The organism is Chitinophaga sp. 22620, assembly GCF_052044405.1.
In the GTDB taxonomy this organism is placed as follows: domain Bacteria; phylum Bacteroidota; class Bacteroidia; order Chitinophagales; family Chitinophagaceae; genus Chitinophaga.
Window position 1 is genome coordinate 317,880 of the sequence record NZ_JBQEMV010000002.1, and the last position, 22,265, is coordinate 340,144.

Below are 22,265 nucleotides of genomic sequence, written 5' to 3' on the forward strand. Positions count from 1 at the left end.
TACTCCGGCATGCGAATATTGAACAGATGGTTAGTGATCGTTGCCTGTTTACTGACTTTGAATGCATACTCCCAACAAACGCCCGAAGCTTTCTTTTCGTGGAAAGAAGGGGCGCAGTTGCCTGATAAGGACGGTCTTGCCGGCAGCTATGCCGGCGTAAGCAACGGCGCGCTCATTATTGCCGGCGGCGCGAATTTCCCCGGTAACACGCGCCCCTGGTCAGGCGGCGTTAAAACCTGGCACGATTCCATATGGGTGCTGGAACAGCCCGGCGGCGAATGGAAAGCCGCGGGAACACTGCCGCGCCCTATGGGTTACGGCGTTTCCCTCACCGCAAACAATGCGCTGATCTGCCTCGGCGGCGGCGACGCGCAGGCTCACTACAAAGATGCGTTCATGCTGCGATATGCAGACGGGAAAGTGACCCGCGAAGCATTGCCCGACCTGCCCGCGCCCGTGATCAACGCATGCGGCGCCGTATTGGACGGAGTGGTCTATCTCGCAGGAGGCGTGAACACGGTCAATGGTTCAACCGGGCAACAGTTCTGGAGCCTGCCATTAGATGCCACAACGGGCGGCCGGCAATGGAAGGCGCTTCCCCCGCTGCCCGGCGCATCGCGTATGCTGGCCATGGCAGGTGCTTTGAACGGAAAAATATACATCTTCGGCGGCGTGCATCAGCCCGCGGGCCAGGCCCGGCAGTACCTCAAAGACTGCTGGGAATACACGCCCTCCGCCGGCTGGAAAAAGATAGCTGAGCTGCCGCACCCGCTGGCAGCCGCGCCTACCCCGGCTTTCGCCGCAGGGCAAAGCCACCTTCTCCTTTTCGGGGGCGACGATGGCGCGAATGCAGCCAAAGTGAACGACCTCCTGGACGGCCATCCCGGTTTCAGCCAGGATGTGCTGGCCTACAACACGATCACAGACACATGGTCCGTAACCGGCGCCATGCCCGTGATTAAAAAAGCGGACGCTTCGGAAAATCCGCATGCCAGTGTATACGCTCCCGTTACCACCCCGCTGGTGGTATGGAACGGCAACATTGTGCTGCCGGGCGGCGAAGCAAGGCCGGCCGTGCGCAGCCGTCACGTGCTGATAGCCACGCCGCAGCAGCCGGGCGGCCGTTTCGGCGGGCTGGACTGGATGGTGATAGCCCTGTATTTCGCAGTGGTGATCGGCATCAGCGTGTATGTGTCCAGGAAAATGGGAGATACCACGGGAGACTTCTTCCTTGGCGGGCAGAAAATTCCCTGGTGGGCAGCCGGTCTGAGCATTTTCGGCTCCAAGCTGAGCGCGCTCACTTTCATCGCCATTCCCGCCAAGGCATATGCCACCAACTGGGTGTACATCCTCAACAACCTGATGATCATCGCCGTGGTGCCCATCGTTACCGGCTTTTACCTGCCTTATTTCCGCAAGCTGAAGCTAACCAGCGTATACGAATATTTACAGGTAAGGTTCGACGCGAAAGTGAAGCTGCTCGGCAGCCTGACCTTCGTGATATTCCAGCTGAGCCGCCTGGGCGTGGTGATCTACCTGCCCGCGCTGGTGCTGAGCACGGTAACGGGCACGAATATATTTGCATGCATTGTGCTCACCACCCTGGTGACCACGCTCTACAGCGTGTTTGGCGGCATTGAGGCCGTGGTATGGACGGAAGTGATGCAGGTATTCGTATTGCTGGGCGGCGCCCTCGTGAGTTTCTTTTTTATGGCAGCCAATACAGACGGCGGCCTTGGCGCACTGTTCAGCGAAGCGTCGCAGGCAGGGAAGTTCAAGATCGCGGACCTCGGCTGGAGCATGTCTCAGCCCGTGCTGTGGGTGATAGTCATCGGCGCTTTCCTCACTAACCTGGTCACCTATACGTCGGACCAGGTGGTGGTGCAGCGTTACCTCACCACGGCCACTGAAGGAGAGGCCCGCCGCTCCATCTGGACGAATGCACTGATGGTGATACCCGCCACTTTCATATTTTTTGGCGTAGGCACCGCGTTGTGGTTCTTCTACCGGCATCATGCGTCGGAACTGAACCCGCATGGCAGGGTAGACGACGTGTTCCCCTGGTTCATTTCACAGCAGCTGCCCGCAGGCCTTTCCGGGCTGGTGATTGCGGGGCTTTTCGCCGCCACGATGTCTACCATCAGCTCCAGCATGAACGCCATCGCCACCGTGCTCACCACCGATTTTTATAAAGGATTCAAAAAAGACGCGACGGACAAACAAAGCCTGCGTTTCGCCAAGCTGGTGACCATGCTGCTGGGCGCTACCGGCTGCGGTATTGCCATGTACCTCGTGTACCTGCAGAACGTGTCTATCTGGGACCAGTATCTCAAGATCATCGGGCTGTTCGGCGGTTGCCTGGCCGGGATGTTCGCCGCAGGTATCTTCTTCCCGAAGATCAACAGCAGGGGCATCTTCATTGGTTTCATCCTCAGCAGCATCGGCCTTTATTTTGTGCAAAGCACAGAGTCCATCAGCTTTTTCCTGTACCCCGTGTTCGCCGTGATCGGCTGCGTGGTAATGGGATACATTTTCAGTCTTATTTTCCCGGAAACAAAAGATAAAACGCAAGTCGTATCATGAAAAAGATCTTCAGCACAGTCATTGTCTTCATCGCCTGCCTGCCGGTATGGGCGCAGGTAACGGTATACCAGTCAGGAACAGAAGGATACAGGTCATTCCGCATCCCCGGCATTGTAAAGCTGCCGGACGGTACGCTGCTGGCCTTTGCGGAAGGAAGGGTGGGCGATGCCAACGACTTCGGGGATATAGACATTGTGCTGAAGAAAAGTACCGATAAAGGAAAAACCTGGAGCGCCCTGCAGGTGGTAGCGGACAATAAAGACATGCAGGCCGGCAATCCCGCGCCCGTGGTGGATTTTACCGATCCCGCCTACCCGCAGGGCCGCGTTTTCCTTTTTTATAACACCGGCAACAACCACGAAAGTGAAGTAAGAAAAGGGAAAGGCCTCCGTGAAGCATGGTATGTAGCCTCGGCTGATGGCGGCAAAACCTGGGACGCGCCCGTGAACATCACCGCCATGGTGCACCGCCCCAAGCAGGCGCCGTATAATTTCCAGGAAGACTGGCGGTGTTTCTTCAACACCCCCGGCCATGCCATGCAGTTCACCACCGGTAAATACAAAGGCCGCATCTATGTGGCCACCAACCATTCCGCCGGCGACCCGCAGCCCCGTTTCATGGAATACAGGGCGGGCGGTTATTATTCAGACGATCATGGCAAAACCTTCCAGATCAGCGAAGACGTGAGCTTTCCCGGCGGCAACGAAGCCATAGCGGCGGAGCTGGGCAACGACAGGCTGATGCTCAACATCCGCAACCAGCAGAAGAATGTAAAAGCCCGGATCGTCGCCATCAGCAGCGACGGCCGCAGCTGGGACACCGCGTATTACGACCACCAGCTGCCGGACCCCGTGTGCCAGGGCAGCCTGATCACGCTCGGTTTCAAAAAAGGTAAAGCCATCCTCGCCTTCTCCAACGCCGCCGATACCCTCAACCGCGATAACCTCACCCTGCGCATCAGCAACGACGAAGGCAGGACCTGGACGCAGCGCTACCAGATAGACAGCATCGGCGCAAAGAACAACTCCGCTTATTCAGACATTATTGCCATCGGTAAACGCGAGATCGGTATCCTTTACGAGAAAGAAAACTACAACCGCATTATTTTTACCACCCGCAAATACAGGAAGTAAGAAAAATTCCGGAATTTATTGCCTGATAACCTCCTGATTTCCTATTTTTCAGGATTAATCAAGCAATATGAGCAGAAGAAACTTCCTCCGGCAGTCCGCTGTACTGTCGTCCGCCATCCTGCTGCGCCCCGCATTGAGCTGGGCCGGCACGCAGGACTTCCCGGTAGTGCGCATCCCCGCGGCGCAAAGAAAGTTCCGCAGCGAAGCCGTCGAAAAGGCCATCGCCGCTGTAAAAAGCAAAAGCCGGAACCATGAACTGTCCTGGCTTTTCGAGAACTGCTTTCCCAATACGCTGGACACCACGGTTGAATTCACCACCGCGAACGGCCGGCCTGACACCTACGTGATCACCGGCGATATAGACGCCATGTGGCTCAGGGACAGCACCGCCCAGGTGTCTCCCTACCTGCCGCTGGTAAAAGAAGACAAGGAATTGCAACAGCTCATTGCCGGGGTGGTGAACCACCAGGTGAAATGCATCCTGAAAGACCCTTACGCCAACGCGTTCTATAAAGACGAGAACAAACAGGGCGAATGGAAAACGGACCTTACCGACATGAAACCCGGCATCCACGAGCGCAAGTGGGAGATCGACTCGCTGTGTTACCCCATCCGCCTCGGGTACATGTACTGGAAAAATACCGGCGACAGCTCACCTTTCGACGATACCTGGAAAAGCTCCATCGCGCTGACCCTGAAAACATTTAAGGAGCAGCAGCGGAAAGACGGCCCCGGTCCTTACCATTTCCAGCGCAATACCGCCTGGGCCACCGACGGCGTGCCTTTAGGTGGCTACGGTTACCCCGTGAAACCCGTGGGCCTTATCTGTTCCATCTTCAGGCCCAGCGACGACGCCACCATCTTTCCCTTCCTTATACCCTCCAACTTCTTCGCGGTAGTAAGTCTCCGCCAGGCCGCAGAGATGGTGCAGGCCTTCCATAAAGACGCTGCGCTGGCGGCCGAATGCCGCGCGCTGGCAACTGAAGTGGAAAAAGCCATCCAGAAATACGCGATCGTAACGCACCCGCAGTTCGGCAAGGTGTATGCCTTTGAAGTGAACGGCTTCGGCAGCTTCAACCTGATGGACGATGCGAACGTGCCCAGCCTGCTGGCCCTGCCGTACCTCGGCGCGGTGAAGGCGAACGATCCCGTGTATGCCAACACCCGCCGCCTGATACTGTCAAAAGAGAACCCTTTCTTTTTCGAAGGAAAAGCAGGCAAAGGCATCGGCAGCCCGCACACCGGCATGCAGCGCATCTGGCCTATCAGCGTGGTAATGCAGGGGCTTACGAGCAACAACGAAGCGGAAATAAAACAATGCCTGGCCATTTTGCAGAAATGCCATGCCGGCAAAGGCTTCATGCACGAGTCTTTCCAAAAGGACGATCCGGCGCAGTTCACCCGCGCATGGTTCGCCTGGGCCAACACGATCTTCGGGGAGTTCATCTGGAAAATATACCGTGAAAGGCCGCACCTGCTGGCATAAGCGATTATTGCTTACTTTTAACTGTCTTATAACGTACCCGATCCCTTATGGAGAATAAGCAAAACGCCTATTTCATCACCAGGTGGCAATCCCAGATCAAAAAAGGACTGTTTGAATACATTATTATGCTCCTGCTGCAAAAGAAGGAACGGTACGGTTATGAGCTTATCAGCGAGATCAAAAAGCTGGCGGACATGGACATTGCCGAAGGCACCATTTACCCCCTGCTGAGCCGGCTGAAAAAAGAGAAGCTGGTAGAGAGCCGCTGGGTGGAGATGGACGAAGGCGTGCCCCGCAAATATTATAAACTCACGGACCAGGGCAACGAATACCTTGAAACCATGTACCAGTATCTCGGAGAGCTGATGCAGGCTATTACCGACCTGAAGGATGTTTAAATAACAGGAAATGAACGGCGACAAGAAATATATACTTTCCCTTGATCTGGGTTCCAGCGCGGCGGGCGCAGTGCTGTTCAGCCGGCAGGGCCAGGTGGTGAAGCAGCTGCAGAAAGAATACGAAAAACATTACCCCGAGCCGGGGTGGATAGAAGTGGACCCGAACGAGATCTGGTATACCATGCTGTCTGTCATCGAAGAGCTGGTGGCCACCACGGGCATACATGCTTCGGAGATCGCCGGCATCGGCATTGCCAGCCAGCGCGAAACCACCGTGATATGGGACCGCAGCACCGGCGAACCCGTGTATAATGCCATTCCCTGGCAGGACAGGCGGACGAGCAAGCTGGTGGACGAATTCCGCTACCAGGGCTTCTCCGGCCTGGTGCAGCGCAAAACCGGCCTCATCCTCGACGCTTATTTTTCCGCCAGCAAAATATCCTGGATACTCGATCATGTGCACGATGCGCGCATCCGCGCGGAGCAGGGCCAGCTGGCCTTCGGCACCATCGACGCATGGCTGATCTGGAAGCTCACCGCGGGTAAAACCCACACGAGCGACGTTACCAATGCCAGCCGCACCATGCTGTTCAATATCCACACGCTGGAATGGGACGAAGAGCTGCTGCGGCTCTTCAACATCCCGCACCAGCTGCTGCCGGCCATTTGCAGCAACAGCGAGATCATTGCGCATACCGCTCCCGGCATCCTGGAAGCCAGCATTCCCATTGCGGGCGTGGCGGGCGACCAGCAGGCAGCCCTTTTCGGGCAGATGTGCCTGGAGCCGGGAATGGTGAAGAATACTTATGGAAGCGGCTGCTTCGCTTTGATGAACACCGGTTCCAAACCGGTCGTGTCAGACAATCACCTGCTCACCACCATTGCCTGGCGGATCGGCGGGGAAGTGACCTATGCGCTGGAAGGCAGCGTATTCGGCGGCAGCTCCGTGTTCCGCTGGATCAGGGACGGGCTGGGGCTGATCGAGTCCACCGCCGAAATAGAGGCCCTGGCGCAAACCGAGCCTGACAATGGCGGCGTGCTCTTCGTGCCTTCGCTTTCCGGCCTGGGCACCCCGCACTGGGACCCGTACGCCCGTGGTATGATCATCGGCATTACGAGAGGCACTTCCAGCGGCCACATTGCACGCGCTGCGCTGGAAGGCGTGGCCCTCGGCATTGCGGATGCGCTGGAGGCCATGGAAAAAGACAGCGGCAGGGCTATTACCGAACTGCGGGTGGACGGCACTTCGGCCACTTACGACTTTTTTATGCAGATGCAGACAGACCTGCTGCAGTACCCCGTGATGCGCCCGCAGGTGATGCCGGCCAGCGCCACCGGGGCTGCGTACCTCGCAGGGCTGGCCACCGGCTTCTGGACCTTGCAGGAAATTAAAGAACAATATACCATCGCCCGGGTGTTTACGCCCGGGGCGCCGGACGATAACCCGAAGCTGCGTGAAAAGTGGCGGAAAGCGGTGGCCCGGGTAAAGAACTGGGACTTTTAGGGAAAAAGGGTTATAAAACCTATGTGAAGGCGGAAGGGAATGAAATTCTCTTCCGCCTTTCGTTTTATTTCATTATACTTTCATTTTTTTACAAAAACTAACGAAAATGCTTTCAAATTCCATCGTAATGTCATAACTTCCAACCAAATATCCGCGTTAAATGTTATTATCAGGAGCCTTTAATCACCAGGGAATATGAGCTGTAACATAAATTTCTTCCCGAAACCTGCCGCAAATCGATTAAATTTGCCAGTATCGGAATGCGATGTATATTGTATAATAATGCCTTGAACATATAGAGAAAATGAACCGTACAGAACAACTGAAAAAGATCGGGAATAACGAGGAGTGGGATGTAGTCGTGATAGGAGGGGGCGCCACCGGCTTAGGCGCAGCGTTGGAAGCTACTACCCGGGGATATAAAACACTGCTGCTCGAACAATCTGATTTCGCGAAATCCACGTCCAGCAAAGCCACCAAGCTCCTGCACGGCGGCGTCCGTTACCTGGCGCAGGGCGATGTGGCCCTTGTAAGGGAAGCCAGTATAGAACGCGGCCTGCTCCTGAAGAACGCCAGGCACCTTGCTAAGAACCTCTCTTTTGTAATCCCCGCCTACAGCTGGTGGGAAGGCATTTTTTATACCGTTGGCCTGAAAGTATACGACTGGATGGCCGGGAGCCTCAGCCTGGGCAGTTCCGTTCACCTCTCCCGTAAAAAGACCATCGAAAAGCTCCCCGGCCTCAGGGAAGACCACCTCTCCGCCGGCATCCTTTACCACGACGGGCAGTTCGACGATGCCAGGCTGGCGGTGAACCTCATGCAGACCATTTACGACAAAGGCGGCATCGCCCTTAATTATATGAAAGTGACCGGGCTGAAGAAGAACGGCAACGGCCAGCTGGGCCTGGTAACCGTTGAAGACACGGAAACCGGCCGCAGCTACGTGATCCACACCAAGGGCATCATCAATGCCACCGGCGTGTTCGTGGACGATATCCTGGAAATGGACGACCCCACGATCAAACGCAAGATAGTGGCCAGCCAGGGCGTGCACCTGGTGCTGGACCGCAGCTTCCTGCCGGGCGAGAACGCGCTTATGATCCCCAAAACCAGCGACGGCCGCGTATTGTTCGCCGTGCCCTGGCATAACAAGATCGTGGTGGGCACTACAGACAACCCGGTGAATGAGATCAGCCTCGACCCCGTGGCTATGGAAAAAGAGATCAGGTTCATCCTCGAAACCGCCGGCCAGTACCTGGAAAAAACGCCCACCCGCGCAGATGTGAAAAGCGTTTGGGCCGGCCTGCGCCCTCTCGCCAAGCCGGAAAAGAGCGAGAAAACGAAAGAAATATCCCGCAACCATAAAATAATGGTATCGGCCACCGGGCTGGTCACCATCCTCGGCGGCAAATGGACCACCTACCGCAAAATGGGCGAAGATGTGGTGGACAGGCTGGAAAAGGTAAAACAATGGCGGCCTACCCAATCCGTTACGCGCAACCTGCCCGTGCATGGCTCGGCGCTGAAGCTGGATGAAAACGATCCCTTATATTATTACGGTTCCGACGCGGCTGAAGTGAAAAGTCTGCCCGGCGCAAAAGAAATACTAAGCGGTTCGCTGGGTATTGTGAAAGCGCAGGTGCTGTGGGCGGTGCGCACCGAAATGGCGCACACGGTAGAAGACGTGCTGGCCAGAAGGACCCGCGCGCTTTTCCTGGATGCCGAAGAGGCGCTGCGCGTGGCGCCGGAAGTAGCGGCCATCATGGCGGAAGAAACCGGGAAAGACAAACAGTGGGAAGAACAACAGGTACGTTCTTTCCATGAGCTGGCCAGAACGTACCAGTTGCAATAAAATCTTACATCCACTTCACTTTTTCTTCAAGAGGCTTTATGCGCCTGCCGGTGCGTGGAGCCTCGTCTGTATAACCAAGATACAGGAAGCCCAGCACTTTATCCTCGTCGCGGAGGCCAAGGTAGTCCTGCATGGCCGGGTGATAGGTCATGCCGCCGGAGCCCCAGTAAACGGCCAGCTGCCTTGCGGTAGCCGCCAGCCAGAAGTTTTCCACGGCGCAGGCCACTGCCGCGATCTCTTCGATCTCCGGTATTTTCGGGTTGCTGCCGCGTTTCATGCAAATGGCGATCACATGGCTGGCGAGGTCGCCCTGCGTTTTCAGCTTGTCGTAATTCCCGGGAATGTATTGCGCCTGCGGCGTGAAGGTTTTGTACAGCTCCGCATGGTCCGTGCAAAACTCCTGCACTTTTTCCCCGCCGAACACTACAAAATACCAGGGCTCGGTAAGGCCGTGGGTAGGCGCCCAGTCTGCCAGCTGCAATAATTCCTGTACCGTTGCGTCGTCCACCTTTTTGCCGTTCATGCTCGTCGGTTTTACCGTACGGCGGTGGGTAATGATCTGTGTGATATCGTTCATGCTGTTGTATTACTGAATTGTTGTTTAAAAGCTTCGGGCAGCCGCGCCACTTTGCGGGTTTTATAATCAAAACATATCATGCCGGTTTTGGCTTCGGCAATGGCCACGGGCTTGCCGTCGCGCGTGGTGCTGAGGCGGTAGAGCAGGTCGAAGCCCACATTGCTCAGCTCATCTGCCGTTATTTCCACGGTGAGCGTATCGCCGTAAAAGCCTTCGCCTTTGTAAACGATCGCCAGGTCGCCCATGATGAGCGCGGCGCCGAAAAATTCCAGTTCCGTGCAGCCCAGCGATTGCAGGAACTGCATCCTGGATTCGTGCAGGATGGACACGATCGCATCGTTGCCCAGGTGCCCGCCGTAATTTACATCCGTGATCCTCACCGGGATCGTGGTGCCGAAGCGGAATGCGGCCGGCATATCGATCTTAACTCTTGCCATGCTGTTGTTGTAAAAAGGCGGTCAGCTTTTTGAATGCCTTCGCCCGGTGACTGTATTGGTTCTTTTCAGAGAGTTCCATTTCCGCGAAGCTCTTTTCGGCGCCCAGCGGCTGGAAGATCGGGTCGTAGCCGAAACCTTCGCCGCCCTTGCGTTCCCGCAATATCAGGCCTTCGGCCACGCCTTCGAACTGGTGCTCGCGTCCGTTGATGATCAGTGAAATGACCGTGCGGAAGCGGGCGCTGCGTGTTTCTTTTCCTTCCATCAGCCGCAGCACTTTATCGATATTGTCCGATGCGCTTTTTTGCTCTCCGGCATAGCGGGCGGAAAGCACGCCGGGCTCGCCATTGAGCGCGTCGATCTCGAGGCCGGTGTCTTCAGAAAAGGAATCTTTGCCGGTCATGTTGAAAATAACGGTGGATTTCTCCCGCGCATTTTCTTCCAGCGTGTCGTGCGGTTCGGGGATGTCTATATCAATACCGGCCTCCTGGAGGGTGATAATGGAAAATGCATCGCCCAGCATGGAGCGGATCTCTTTTATTTTATTGTTGTTGTTGGTGGCGAATACGAACGTCATGGTTTGTTTTTGCGGAAGCGAAGATAAAGCCGTTTGAAAATTAAATGCCGAATAATTGTTTCAGCCCCATCCAGAGCTTTCCCTTCAGGTTCTTGTCTGTTGCAATCAGTTGCAATCCCTCTGAATAGAGGCAGGGGATCTGTTCATGCGTTTCCAGCTGGAAGGTTTGCATCGGCGGGAGCCCAATATTGGCGGGCGGTACCGCGAAAATGATGCATTGGCGGACGGGGATGGCATTTTTATAACCGGCGAGCGTCAAACCTGGATAAGTTGCCGCGTTCACCAATGCAACATCCTGCATTCCCAGTTTGCAGGCATTCAAAATATTCGTGAGGAGATTGAATAATTCCTCATTTAAATATGCTTCGCTTTCATTTTGTATCAGCAGCAGTATGTTTTTTTGATTTTCGCCTAAATATTTCACTTTGGGCAACGCTTTCTCCGCTGCGGGAGCCACCACGCGCGTCTCCGGGATGATAGGCTGGTCGTACATTTGCGCCAAAAGATAAGGGTCCAGCTGCAATTGCTCAAGGCTCATAAATATTCTGTTAAGATTTAATGTGACGATCCCTTCTCAGGGAAATAACGTTTATTTGCGGATCGTTCGGTGGAACGGTACCTGCTTAAGATTTGTAAAAATATTGAGATTAAACTGATAAACCATGATGGCAGTTGAGTATCCCACCGCTAAATCTACAGTGATGGAAGAGGCGAAAAGGAGAATTAAAGTCACCAAAACAACGAAGAGCCGCCTGGCTGAAGTGGATTTTAACAATCTGGTTTTTGGTAAAAAGTATGCCGACCATATGCTGGTGGCTGATTTTGACGGTAAGGAATGGAAGAACGCAGAGATACTGCCTTTCCAGAACCTGAGCGTAAGCCCTTCCAACGCCGCCTGGCATTACGGGCAGGCGATCTTTGAAGGCATTAAAGCGTATAACGACCAGGAAGGCAACCCGATGATCTTCCGCCCGTATGATAACTACGCGCGTTTCAACAAAAGCGCGGAGAGGATGGGGATGCCCGATGTGCCGGAATGGCTTTTCATCGGCGGTATGGCGATGCTCATAGACCTGGACCGCAGCTGGGTGCCTTCCAACGAAGGCTGTTCCCTGTACCTGCGTCCTTTTATGATCGCGGCGGACGAGTTCATTGGCGTGCGCCCCTCGGATACTTATAAGTTTGCGGTCATCAACAGTCCTTCAGGGCCGTATTTCAACAAACCTATCCACCTGCTGGTGCAGGATAAATATATCCGCGCATTTCCCGGCGGCGTGGGCTACGCCAAAGCGGCCGGCAACTACGGCGGCGCGATGTACCCCACTATGCAGGCCCGGAAAGACGGTTACGACCAGATACTCTGGGTAGACGGCCACGAATACAAATGGCTGCAGGAATGCGGCACGATGAACGTGTTCGTGATCATCGGCAACCGCGCCCTCACGCCGGACCTTACCAACGGCACCATCCTGGCGGGCGTTACCCGCGCCAGCGTGATGGACGTGCTGGCGGATATGGGCCTGGAAGTGGAGGAAAGGCCGGTTTCCATTGAAGAGGTGGTGGCTGCGTATGAGAACGGCACGCTGCGCGAGATCTTCGGAACGGGCACTGCCGCAAGCGTGGCTTATGTGGAGCAGCTGGATTATAAAGAGCACAAGATCAGCATGGATACTACCAAATACGAGGTCGGCGCCGAGGTGATCAACCGCCTGGATGCGATCCGTACCGGCAAGACGGAAGACAGCCGGGGCTGGAATTTTCATATCTGATCCCGGGAATATTATTTGTCGCAAAGGGCCCTCAAAAGGGGCCTTTTGCTTTTGAAAGGCGTTTTCCAGGCGGTTTGGCCCCATGCTAACAGTAGGGTTCCAGTATAGCTCTGGTATAGTTCTAGTAGTGATACCGTAGTAGAACCGTAGTAAACCCTTTTTCTCCTGACAGGGTGGCTGGTTTGTCCTGACAGGGCTTACAGGTTATTTTTACGCCCTGTTGCTGCCTTACAAGCGCTCGACGGTAGCATATTTAACATCGCTTCCCTGTTGCCCGGATGTTTCCCTTTTGTATCTTTGCGGCCTTATGACGACCGCCGCTTTCAAAACTTCGCTGGATCTGCAGATGCCGCCTGCCGGGCTTACCCCGGCGCTGCTGGCGCTTTGGTGGGACGGTAAGGGGGATTGGGGCCGGAGCCACGATATCGCCCAGGAAGACCATTCCCGGGCCGGTTCCTGGGTGCATGCCTACCTTCACCGGAAGGAGGGCGATGCCGGCAATGCGGCGTACTGGTACGCACGGGCGGGCAAAGCAGTGTACCGCGGTACCCTGGAAGCAGAGTGGGAGCAGATTGTGGGGGCTTTATTATTGGAAAATGCCGGTTAATCCTGCTTTTTTCGAATTTTCCTTTCCACAATTTTGGTTTATAAATAGAAAGTGATACCTTTGCCCTCCCAAATTCTCATAATGGGCTATTTGGATGTAATTGTAAACAAGCAGAAAAATATAAATTAGGTAAGAATGCCTACAATACAACAATTAGTAAGAAAAGGAAGAGAAATTATCCGGGCCAAGTCCAAATCCAGAGCACTGGATGCTTGTCCTCAGCGTCGTGGCGTATGTACCCGCGTGTACACTACCACCCCTAAGAAACCGAACTCCGCTTTGCGTAAGGTTGCGAAAGTGCGCCTGACCAACAAAATAGAGGTGATCGCTTACATCCCGGGTGAAGGCCACAACCTGCAGGAGCACTCCATCGTACTGATCCGCGGCGGCAGGGTAAAGGACCTTCCGGGTGTTCGTTACCACATCGTGCGTGGTTCACTGGATACTGCCGGTGTGAAAGACAGGAAGCAGAGCCGTTCCAAGTATGGTACCAAAAAGGAAAAGGCTAAAAAATAATCAATTATAAATAGTTACAATTTTTCTAATAAATGAGAAAGCAAGCTGCGAAAAAATTACCCCTGGCTCCGGATCCAAGATTCCAGGATAAACTGGTAACCCGCTTCGTGAATAACATCATGGAACAAGGGAAAAAAAGCATTGCCTACAGAATTTTCTATGATGCGGTAGACCGCGTTAGCCAGATGACTAACGAAAACGGATACGAGATCTGGAAAAAAGCATTATCCAACGTTACGCCTGCCGTAGAAGTGCGCAGCCGCCGTATCGGTGGCGCTACCTTCCAGATCCCTGCTGAAGTACGCGCAGACCGTAAAGTGTCCCTCAGCATCAAATGGCTGGTACGCTACGCCGGTGAAAGAAACGGTAAGAGCATGGCAGAGAAGCTGGCTAACGAGATCGTTGCCGCCAGCAAAGGTGAAGGCGCCGCTTTCAAAAAGAAAGAAGACACCCACCGTATGGCTGAAGCTAACAAAGCCTTCTCCCACTTCAAAGTTTAGTACATTCCCGCCCCATGGCGGTATGCATATAACTCAGCGAACATCCTCCGCAAACCGGGGGATGTTCGCTTTTTTTATGTGAATGATATCCGCGTAGTTGTGCCGCGCGAAAAGCCCGTCATTGCGAGGAGCAGCCGGGCCAAAGCGGGAGGGGGCGACGAAGCAATCTCCTTCCTTGAAGTGACGTACTGTAATCTTCGGAGATTGCTTCGTCGCGGCTCCTGCACAACCCCCGCTGCTCCCCGCAATGACGAACTTTGATGGTCGGTATAATTTAATCATTATCACATAAGAAAAAGGGCCGTTCCAAATGGAACAGCCCCCTCACAAAACCAGACATTACCTTGCTGTCAAAAGCCGGGTACTGGTTATTTTGCCGGGTTCAAACCGGCTTTTTCTTTATTTAACATTCACTAATACCTTGATCTTACCGGAGCCTGAAGGCAGTTCCTGCAGCGCTTTTCCGATCACCTGGCCGGGTTTGACCTTCTCAGGGTCGGCTTTCATAGCGTAGCCTTTTTTGCTGGAGGTCACCAGCAGGTCGCCACGTTTAATGGGGCCGCCTTCGTCGCATACTTTGGTGGGTATTACGCCTACCACGCCCATGGGGATCTGATCCGTGATATCTTCCACACCTTCCTGTTCGGTAAGGAGCACGCCCGGTTTGGTGGCGTATACGCCGGCTACCAGGGTGGAGTAGGGGGAGGAAGATTTTTCCATGGTACGGTCGGTGGTGGTGGAGATCACCATCACGTCGCCGGGTTCGTAGCCGGAAATGCCGCCGGTTACGTCGAATGCCTCGGCAATGTCCGCGCCGCTGTTCTGGGTACCGCCGTTAAAGAAGCCCCTGCCTGCTGCGTTGATGCGCGCAACGTTTACTGTGCCAGGGTTGCCGGATTTGAACAGGGCGATAGAGCCGTTGCTGTGTTGTTCCACGGTGAGCACAGGATTGGTGTTGCCCGTATTATAGTTCACCAAACGACCGGCCCTGCCATTGCCGAAGTTGGGCACCCAGGCGTAAATGGCGGCGCCGGTGCCGTCTGCCGTGGTTTCCACACCATCGCCGCCGTTGCTGGCGTTGGCGGTGATCCCGTTGCCGTTGCCGTCTGCAATAGCGATCAGCGCCGGACCGTTACCAGCAGGGTTGCTGGCATGGAAGAGGCCTGCATAGCCGCCGGTGCCGGAAGAAACGCCGTAAATACCGGCGGTTCCGAAGTTGGCGAACTGGGAGTTCACTTCACCACGCACTGCTGCAGAAGTGCCGGTTACCCTGTCTACCTTGAAATTGCCCGCAATACCGTTACCTACCGTGGTTACGGTGATGGCGTCGCTGGTGTTGTTTTCATTGAAAATATTGAAGCGGCCGGCCCTGCCTGTGGCAAAAGTGGGCACCCAGGCGTAAAGCGCATTGCCCGCGCCGTCGATGTTGGCTTCTATTGCATTGCCGTCTTTGCTGGCGTTGGCGGTGATGGCATTGCCGTTGCCATCCTGGATCGCTACAACGGCGGGGCCGTTGCCGCTGGCATTGGAGGAATGGAATAAACCCGCAAAACCACCGGTACCGGAGGATATGCCGAAGATGCCGGCAGCGCCGAAATTACCGAAGATGGTTTTCACTTCGCCGCGTACCGCTGCAGCCACGCTGTTGGTATTATTCACCAGGAAAGAAGCGGCATTGCCCTGTGTGTTATCGGGAATATTACCATTGCCGTTGGTTTCCACTTCGAGGGTATTGCCTGCGGTATTGGTCTGGTTAAAGTTCTCGAACCTGCCCGCGCGGCCTGTGCTGTTGTTCAGCCCTACCTGCCCGAGCACGCCTACTGCGGTGCCGGACGTATTGGTAGCGATGAACCCGCGTACGCCAGAACCGCCTCCGTCATTACGGCCTACCACCGCACCGGCAATATCGCTGGTAGTGCGGCCTACCACCGCTTCGCCACCCCCATTGTTATCGCCTATGACACCTGCGGAAGTTTGGGCGCTGGTAATGCCATGCACCGCGAAACCTGCGCCGGTTGAGCTGCGTACGCCCGCGCCGTTACCAGTGGTGGTGACGTTGACAACTGTACCGTTACCTACCGTGTTGGCGACCAGTACGTTATTGTTATTCGCATTGTTGAAGATGGATACGCTGGCAGGAATGCCATTGTTGCTGGTCGCCGTGAGACCAGTGCCGGTATTGCTGTTGGCATATACGCCGATGCCGTTCGCGGATGCATTGCCATAAACACCAAGCCCGTTAGGGGTAACGCCATATACGCCCCAGCCGGAGCCGGCCTGGGAACCATATACCCCAACACCCAGACCGCCGGTGCCATTGTTGATCCCTCTTACGCCGGCGGAAAAGCCGCCGGGAGCAGTACTGCTAATGATACCCCTTACGGCTGCAACATTGGAAGTAGCAGTGTTGTTCACGCCTTCAACTGAAGTGCCGTCGCCATCGTTGGTGATGGAGAACAAGGTGCCCGCGTTATTTTCGGTCACCACATAAGGAAGCGTAAAGCCGCCACCGCCGGGAATGGTAGCGGGGGCCCAGCTAACGCCGTTGAACTTTAAAACCTGGTCCAGAACAGGCACAGCATTCGAAACGCCCCTGCCCTGGATCTGGGCAACGACAGGATTCGGATAAGTACCACTGAGATCCCCGCCGGCAGGACCAGCGAGAGCACCCGGAGGGCCTGCAGGGCCGGCAGGACCAACAGGACCTCCGGGGCCAACCGGTCCAACGGGACCTGCAACACCAGCAGGACCAGCAGGGCCAACTGCACCAGCGGGACCAACCGGACCAACGGGGCCAGCAACACCAGCGGGGCCAACAGGACCAGCCGGGCCTTGCAGACCAGCGGGACCAGCAGGGCCAACGGGGCCGGGAACTCCCGCATCACCTTGCGGACCAACCGGGCCTTCAGCACCGGCGGGACCAACAGGGCCAATAGGACCAGCAGGACCAGCGGCGCCCACCGCGCCGGCAGGGCCAACAGGACCAATAGGACCGGCAGGACCCACAGGACCCGCGGGGCCGGCAGGGCCGGCAATGCCGTTCGCGGAAAATTGCGCGAAAGGAACGCTCATGAGCTGGCTGGCGCCCAGCGCTACGAAACCGCTGCCGGGGTTCACTTCCACCTGCAGGAACTGGTTTGCGTTTGCCCAGGGCACAGCGGCAAAAGTGCCGCTCACGGGCGTACCGCGGCCCACTTGTAGATTGAAAAGCCCGAGGCTGTTGGTATTTACATTATGTGTTTCCTGGTATTGCACGGGGCCGGCGGCAGATCCGCCGCGGATGGTGAACCGCACGGTCAGCGCCTGGTTGCCCAGTACAGTGCCGTTGTTGTTGCGGGCTACGGCCTGGTAGTTAAAGCCAGACATGCCGTTTTGTGAGAAACCCTCCTGCGATATCAGCAGCAGTGTGATTATGAATAGGAATAATATTTTTTTCATGGTGCTCAGTTTTTGGGTTTGGGGCTGTTGTCCGGACCCTGGTCAGGTTTAGGGGTGATGGTTTTTTTCAGGGCCTCACGCTGCGCGTCTGCTTCCTTTGGATCAGCAGGTTTGGAAGACGGCATGTTTGCGGGTGAAGTTTTTTGTGTGGAACGCGGAGCAGCGCCGCCAGCAGGCTTTTGGTAGTTGGTGAATATCCGTGCTCTTATGGCTTCACTGCTGGAAAGAGTGGCCTCTACGGGTTTTAACGCCAGGGAAGTGTTTGCTTTGAGCTTTGCCTGGTCGTTGGCGTAATCGGGGAACAGTATGTCCCTCGTTTTCTGCTGGGCACTGGCGGAATAAATGCCAGCCACCGCCAGGAAAGTAATTAACAGGAATATTGCTTTCATATTTGCAGTGTTTTGTGAGTTAGGATTATTTGTTGATGAAGGGCGAGTACATAAGCGTGAAGTTGAAGCTCCTCCTCCTGATCTGGCTGGTGCCGGTGGGCATGAGGTAAGCGATGTCTACCTGGAAGCCCTGGACGTTGGCTCCGATGCCGGCGGTAAAATGCTGCCGGTTGCCTTTGTGCGGATGCTCGTAGAAATAACCGGTGCGCACGAAGAACTTACGCTGGTAGTTGTACTCCATTCCCCCGGCTATCGAAAACTCGCGGAGCTCTTCCTTAAAGCCGCCCGGGGCATCGCCGAAGGAGGAGAAGACGGCTTCGGCCACGCCCCTGTTGGGGTCCTTGCCGCTATCGATCTCACCGGTGGGCTGCCCGTTGATATCCAGCTTGTAGACAGGCGGGGTAGGCACCAGCAGCTTGTTGACGTCTGCGGCGATGGTAAAGGAGTGGTCTTCGGTATGCACGAAGGTGTAGCCGCCGCCTATGCGCAGGTTCATGGGCAGGAAGGTTTTTTTGCTGTTATCGTCTGAGTACCTGAGCCTGGAACCAAGGTTGGTAAAGCTCACTCCCCAGCAATAGCGGTTGCCGCCCTCGATGTGGTTGGCAACTCCCTGGTAATATAAGCCCACATCGCCGGCTACGGCGTTGGCGGGCTGCAATTGCTGCCCGTTGTAGGTGCCGGAGCCCATCTCGCTGCGGATGTACCGCAGCGCCACGGCCAGGCTGAATTTCTGGCCGAGCTTACGGGCATAGGTAGCATCGATGGCATATTCCTTGGGGCGGTACTGCTGAAGCTCCATGCCATTGTCGTCACGGAAAGTGACGTCGCCATAATTGAAATATTTCACGGACAGGCCTATACTCTGCTGCTCGTCAAAAGTTTTGAAAGCGGAGACGTAGGCCATATGCGTTTTCTGATCGTTGAGGTCGAACATCCAGGGGGCGTAGGATGCACTAACGCCCCATGGCCCTGCGAACGGCAGCTTGGCGGCATTGCCGAACATGCTGTTGGCGTCGGGCTCCACGCCGGTCACGGCGTCGCCCATGCCGCTGGTGCGGGCGTCCGGGTTCACCAGGAGGAAGGATGCGCCGATATTGAGGGGCTGCTGCTGAGACTTCTGGGCCATCGAAGGATGGACCGCCAGCAAAACAGCAAGCAGGGGCAAGATGATCAAATGCTTCATGGTCAATCTGTTTTAGGCTACTGAACAATGAGTTTTTCGGTGAACACATGGCCGTTTACCTTGAAGATGACGGTGTAGATCCCGGAAGCCAGCTTGTCTACAGGCGTAGGGATGAGCACCTTTCCGGCGCCGTAGGTTTTGACGTCCTGGTAGATAACCTGTCCCGAGGTGTTCATGAGCATGAATACGACGGTGGCATCGGTCAGCAGGTCAAAGGAGATCTTGACGGTGGTGAGGGCCGGGTTGGGAAACAGCATAAAATCCATGACAGGATTGGCGCCCTGTGGTGGTTTCGGGATCACTTCGGGCTGGTGGAACCCCTGGGATAACATGAGGTTTGCCGCGGCGAGGGTCAATACTGCGGGTTCGCCGAGGGTATAGTCCAGCTGGATGTTTCCGGCTGTGCCGCCGCCACCGCTGCTGGCTACTACCTCCCTTACCAGCACGAGCTGGGATCGGGCGGGCATCCATGCCAGGGCCAGGAACACGGCCATGAGGAGGAGTTTGGTAGAACAATGTTTCATAAATGTGTGGTTATGTGATGGTTTTGGAAAATGCTGACAATAGAAGGCCCTGTACGCGTAATTTCCGCGCGCTGCACTGGTTCCAGTAGGTACCGGTCCTTATTTGGTTACTGCTTCCTGGTTCTTACAGGGATAAGCCATCTTACCGGCGATCTGGGGCGCCAGGGGCTTAAATAACAGATCAAGCGATTTAAAGTTTAATAATTCAGAATTAACAACGGGGGTTCATTCAGGCTTTTGACGGTACAAATGTAACAACTGCTCATTTCTGAGAAATGGCTATTTCATTTTTGGCGGCTTTGGAATGACCAACGGTTGAATATGGATGATAAGTAATGGATCGGATGAGTTATCCTGATATATATGCAGGATTCGCTATTGAACATAAAACGTAGGTCTAATTGTCTTACAATCAACGATATGTGATTGAGTTATTACCGTTCCTCCACGGCTTTGCCGCCGGGCAAGAGAAAGGTTTATCTTTACGGGCTTCCGGTTTTTGGGCGGATAAATGGCGGCGCCGGGAAACCGTGGCGGTGGAGCGAAGGGATTTAACAATTATGCAAAGAGTTCAGCTTTATTTATTGATAATAAATGATTACCTTTGCCCCCCAAATTGCATTACTTATAGTCATTTTACTTTTATGGCAGACTTAAGATTTCAAAGAAACTTTGGTATTGCGGCGCACATCGATGCCGGTAAAACCACTACCACAGAGCGTATCCTGTATTATACAGGGAAGACCCACAAAATCGGTGAGGTTCACGAAGGGGCAGCTACCATGGACTGGATGGCCCAGGAGCAGGAGAGAGGTATTACCATCACATCTGCTGCTACCACCTGTTTCTGGAACTTCCCTACACAGCAGGGTCAACCGCTGCCGGAAACCAAACAGTATAAATTCAATATCATCGATACTCCGGGCCACGTGGACTTTACCGTAGAAGTAGAGCGCTCCCTGCGTGTACTGGACGGACTGGTTGCACTGTTCTGCGCTGTATCCGGTGTTGAACCCCAGTCTGAAACCGTTTGGCGCCAGGCGAACAAATACCGTGTTCCCCGCGTAGGTTTCGTAAACAAAATGGACCGTTCCGGTGCAGACTTCCTGAACGTGGTAAAACAGGTGAAGGAGATGCTCGGTGCGAACCCCGTTCCCCTGATGCTCCCCATCGGCGCTGAAGACAACTTCAAAGGCGTTGTGGACCTGATCACCATGAAAGGTATCATCTGGGACGAAGCCGGTAAAGGCGCAACTTTTGAAGAGATCGCTATCCCCGCAGACATGCAGGAAGAAGCTGAAGAATGGCGCGCGAAACTCGTTGAGGCAGTTGCCGAATACGACGACAAGCTGATGGAAAAATTCTTTGAAGATCCCAATACGATCTCCGAAGACGAAATCCACGAAGCGATCCGCAAAGCCACTATCGACATGGCTATCATTCCCATGATGTGCGGTTCTTCCTTCAAAAACAAAGGCGTTCAGAAAATGCTGGACGGCGTTTGCCGCTACCTGCCTTCCCCGATGGACGTTGAAGCTGTAAAAGGCACCAACCCGGACAACGGTGAGGAAATTGAGCGCCACCCCAATGCAAAAGAACCTTTTGCAGCGCTGGCATTCAAGATCGCTACCGATCCGTTCGTAGGCCGCCTCGCGTTCTTCAGGGTTTACTCTGGCCGCCTGGATGGTGGTTCTTATGTTCTGAACACCCGTACCGGTAAAAACGAGCGTATCAGCCGTATCATGCAGATGCACGCTAACAAGCAGAACCCGATCGACTTCATCGAAGCTGGTGATATCGGCGCTGCTGTTGGTTTTAAAGATATCAAAACCGGCGACACATTGTGCGCGGAAGATCATCCGATCGTCCTGGAATCAATGTCCTTCCCCGAGCCCGTTATCCACATCGCCATCGAGCCTAAGACTCAGGCGGACGTTGACAAAATGGGTATGGCTATCGCCAAACTGGTAGAAGAAGATCCTACCCTGAAAGCGAAAACCGACGAAGAAACCGGACAGACCGTATTGAGCGGTATGGGTGAGCTCCACCTGGAGATCATCGTAGACCGTATGCGCCGCGAATTCAAAGTGGAAGTAAACCAGGGCGCTCCCCAGGTTGCTTACAAAGAAGCGCTCACCAAGAACGTTGAACACCGCGAGGTATTCAAGAAACAAACCGGTGGCCGTGGTAAATTTGCGGACATCCAGATCGAGATCGGCCCTGCTGATGCAGAATGGCTGAAAGAAAACGAAGGCAAATCCTTCCAGTTCGTGAACGACATCTTCGGTGGTTCTATCCCCAAAGAGTTCATCCCTGCGGTACAGAAAGGCTTCGAACAATCCATGAACAATGGTGTTCTCGCCAACTTCCCGCTCACGAGCCTGAAAGTACGCCTGTTCGACGGTTCCTTCCACGCGGTGGACTCCGACGCAATGTCCTTCGAGCTTTGCGCCAAATCCGCCTTCCGTGAAGCCGGCCGTAAAGCTAAACCGGTTCTGCTGGAGCCTATCATGAAAGTGGAAGTAACCACCCCCGACCAGTACATGGGCGACGTAACAGGTGACCTGAACCGCCGCCGTGGTATGCTGGAAGGTATGGAAAGCCGCAACGGCGCACAGGTGATCAAAGCCAAAGTGCCCCTGAGCGAAATGTTCGGTTACGTAACGCAGCTGCGTTCACTGTCTTCCGGCCGCGCTACTTCCATCATGGAGTTCTCTCACTACAACCCTGCACCGAACAACATCGCTGAAGAAGTGGTGGCTAAGGTAAAAGGTAAAGTGAATGCCTAATTAGCA

General features: G+C 54.8%; 19 protein-coding genes. 11 read left to right on the top strand and 8 right to left on the bottom strand.

The window, feature by feature from the left end:
* Positions 1-9: 9 nt before the first annotated feature.
* The 6 genes from ACTJIK_RS10885 to ACTJIK_RS10910 all read left to right on the top strand — a co-directional run bounded on the left by ACTJIK_RS10885 (position 10) and on the right by ACTJIK_RS10910 (position 8,956).
* Entirely contained in the window at positions 10-2,583 is a 2,574-nt protein-coding gene (locus tag ACTJIK_RS10885; RefSeq protein WP_440646401.1) for a sodium:solute symporter family transporter, read from the top strand.
* Entirely contained in the window at positions 2,580-3,716 is a 1,137-nt protein-coding gene (locus tag ACTJIK_RS10890) for a sialidase family protein (protein WP_440646402.1), read from the top strand. Before ACTJIK_RS10885 ends, ACTJIK_RS10890 begins: the two co-directional genes overlap by 4 nt.
* A 67-nt stretch (positions 3,717-3,783) precedes the next feature.
* Positions 3,784-5,202, top strand: a complete 1,419-nt coding sequence (locus tag ACTJIK_RS10895) for a glycoside hydrolase family 125 protein (RefSeq protein ID WP_440646403.1) — start codon at positions 3,784-3,786, stop codon at positions 5,200-5,202.
* A 47-nt stretch (positions 5,203-5,249) separates the two neighbouring features.
* A complete protein-coding gene (locus ACTJIK_RS10900) occupies positions 5,250-5,600 on the top strand; it encodes a PadR family transcriptional regulator (protein ID WP_120516942.1) in 351 nt (116 codons plus the stop codon).
* A 10-nt stretch (positions 5,601-5,610) separates the two neighbouring features.
* The gene (glpK, locus tag ACTJIK_RS10905) at positions 5,611-7,104 is read left to right on the top strand and encodes a glycerol kinase GlpK (protein ID WP_440646404.1); all 1,494 of its coding nucleotides are present in this window, start codon (positions 5,611-5,613) and stop codon (positions 7,102-7,104) included.
* A gap of 304 nt (positions 7,105-7,408) precedes the next feature.
* Positions 7,409-8,956 carry a glycerol-3-phosphate dehydrogenase/oxidase gene (locus ACTJIK_RS10910; protein WP_440646405.1) on the top strand — a complete coding sequence of 516 codons (1,548 nt, stop codon included), beginning with the start codon at positions 7,409-7,411 and terminating at the stop codon, positions 8,954-8,956.
* A 4-nt stretch (positions 8,957-8,960) separates the two neighbouring features.
* Here ACTJIK_RS10910 and ACTJIK_RS10915 read toward each other — a convergent pair whose 3' ends face one another.
* From ACTJIK_RS10915 to ACTJIK_RS10930, 4 genes are read right to left on the bottom strand one after another with little or no spacing between them, the layout of a single operon-like run.
* Complete coding sequence (locus ACTJIK_RS10915) at positions 8,961-9,533, bottom strand: nitroreductase family protein (protein ID WP_440646406.1); 573 nt, start codon at positions 9,531-9,533, stop codon at positions 8,961-8,963.
* Positions 9,530-9,970, bottom strand: coding sequence for an acyl-CoA thioesterase (locus tag ACTJIK_RS10920; protein WP_440646407.1), 441 nt, complete (start codon positions 9,968-9,970; stop codon positions 9,530-9,532). The genes ACTJIK_RS10915 and ACTJIK_RS10920 overlap by 4 nt, the downstream gene beginning before the upstream one ends.
* Positions 9,957-10,544 (bottom strand): RdgB/HAM1 family non-canonical purine NTP pyrophosphatase, encoded by a 588-nt coding sequence (gene rdgB, locus ACTJIK_RS10925; protein WP_440646408.1) that lies wholly within the window; start codon positions 10,542-10,544, stop codon positions 9,957-9,959. Before rdgB ends, ACTJIK_RS10920 begins: the two co-directional genes overlap by 14 nt.
* Before the next feature lie 40 nt (positions 10,545-10,584).
* Complete coding sequence (locus ACTJIK_RS10930; protein ID WP_440646409.1) at positions 10,585-11,082, bottom strand: hypothetical protein; 498 nt, start codon at positions 11,080-11,082, stop codon at positions 10,585-10,587.
* Positions 11,083-11,206: 124 nt separating this feature from the next.
* Between ACTJIK_RS10930 and ACTJIK_RS10935 the strand changes: the two genes are divergently transcribed.
* The 4 genes from ACTJIK_RS10935 to rpsG all read left to right on the top strand — a co-directional run bounded on the left by ACTJIK_RS10935 (position 11,207) and on the right by rpsG (position 13,936).
* Positions 11,207-12,313 (top strand): branched-chain amino acid aminotransferase, encoded by a 1,107-nt coding sequence (locus ACTJIK_RS10935; protein ID WP_440646410.1) that lies wholly within the window; start codon positions 11,207-11,209, stop codon positions 12,311-12,313.
* Between the two features lie 307 nt (positions 12,314-12,620).
* The gene (locus ACTJIK_RS10940) at positions 12,621-12,920 is read left to right on the top strand and encodes a hypothetical protein (RefSeq protein ID WP_440646411.1); all 300 of its coding nucleotides are present in this window, start codon (positions 12,621-12,623) and stop codon (positions 12,918-12,920) included.
* A gap of 135 nt (positions 12,921-13,055) precedes the next feature.
* Positions 13,056-13,436, top strand: coding sequence for a 30S ribosomal protein S12 (rpsL, locus tag ACTJIK_RS10945; RefSeq protein ID WP_027318727.1), 381 nt, complete (start codon positions 13,056-13,058; stop codon positions 13,434-13,436).
* Between the two features lie 32 nt (positions 13,437-13,468).
* On the top strand, positions 13,469-13,936 hold the full coding sequence (gene rpsG / locus ACTJIK_RS10950; RefSeq protein WP_346318873.1) for a 30S ribosomal protein S7: 468 nt from the start codon (positions 13,469-13,471) through the stop codon (positions 13,934-13,936).
* A gap of 399 nt (positions 13,937-14,335) precedes the next feature.
* Here rpsG and ACTJIK_RS10955 read toward each other — a convergent pair whose 3' ends face one another.
* Genes ACTJIK_RS10955 through ACTJIK_RS10970 form a run of 4 tightly spaced genes read right to left on the bottom strand, consistent with a single transcriptional unit; the run spans position 14,336 to position 19,470 of the window.
* Positions 14,336-17,374, bottom strand: a complete 3,039-nt coding sequence (locus ACTJIK_RS10955; RefSeq protein ID WP_440646412.1) for a hypothetical protein — start codon at positions 17,372-17,374, stop codon at positions 14,336-14,338.
* A gap of 5 nt (positions 17,375-17,379) precedes the next feature.
* Entirely contained in the window at positions 17,380-17,763 is a 384-nt protein-coding gene (locus tag ACTJIK_RS10960; RefSeq protein ID WP_440646413.1) for a hypothetical protein, read from the bottom strand.
* Positions 17,764-17,788: 25 nt separating this feature from the next.
* Positions 17,789-18,946 (bottom strand): type IX secretion system outer membrane channel protein PorV, encoded by a 1,158-nt coding sequence (gene porV, locus ACTJIK_RS10965; protein WP_440646414.1) that lies wholly within the window; start codon positions 18,944-18,946, stop codon positions 17,789-17,791.
* Positions 18,947-18,963: 17 nt separating this feature from the next.
* A complete protein-coding gene (locus ACTJIK_RS10970; RefSeq protein WP_440646415.1) occupies positions 18,964-19,470 on the bottom strand; it encodes a T9SS type A sorting domain-containing protein in 507 nt (168 codons plus the stop codon).
* A 644-nt stretch (positions 19,471-20,114) separates the two neighbouring features.
* Here ACTJIK_RS10970 and fusA point away from each other — a divergent pair.
* Positions 20,115-22,259 carry an elongation factor G gene (gene fusA, locus ACTJIK_RS10975; RefSeq protein ID WP_440646416.1) on the top strand — a complete coding sequence of 715 codons (2,145 nt, stop codon included), beginning with the start codon at positions 20,115-20,117 and terminating at the stop codon, positions 22,257-22,259.
* The last annotated feature ends 6 nt before the right edge of the window (positions 22,260-22,265 follow it).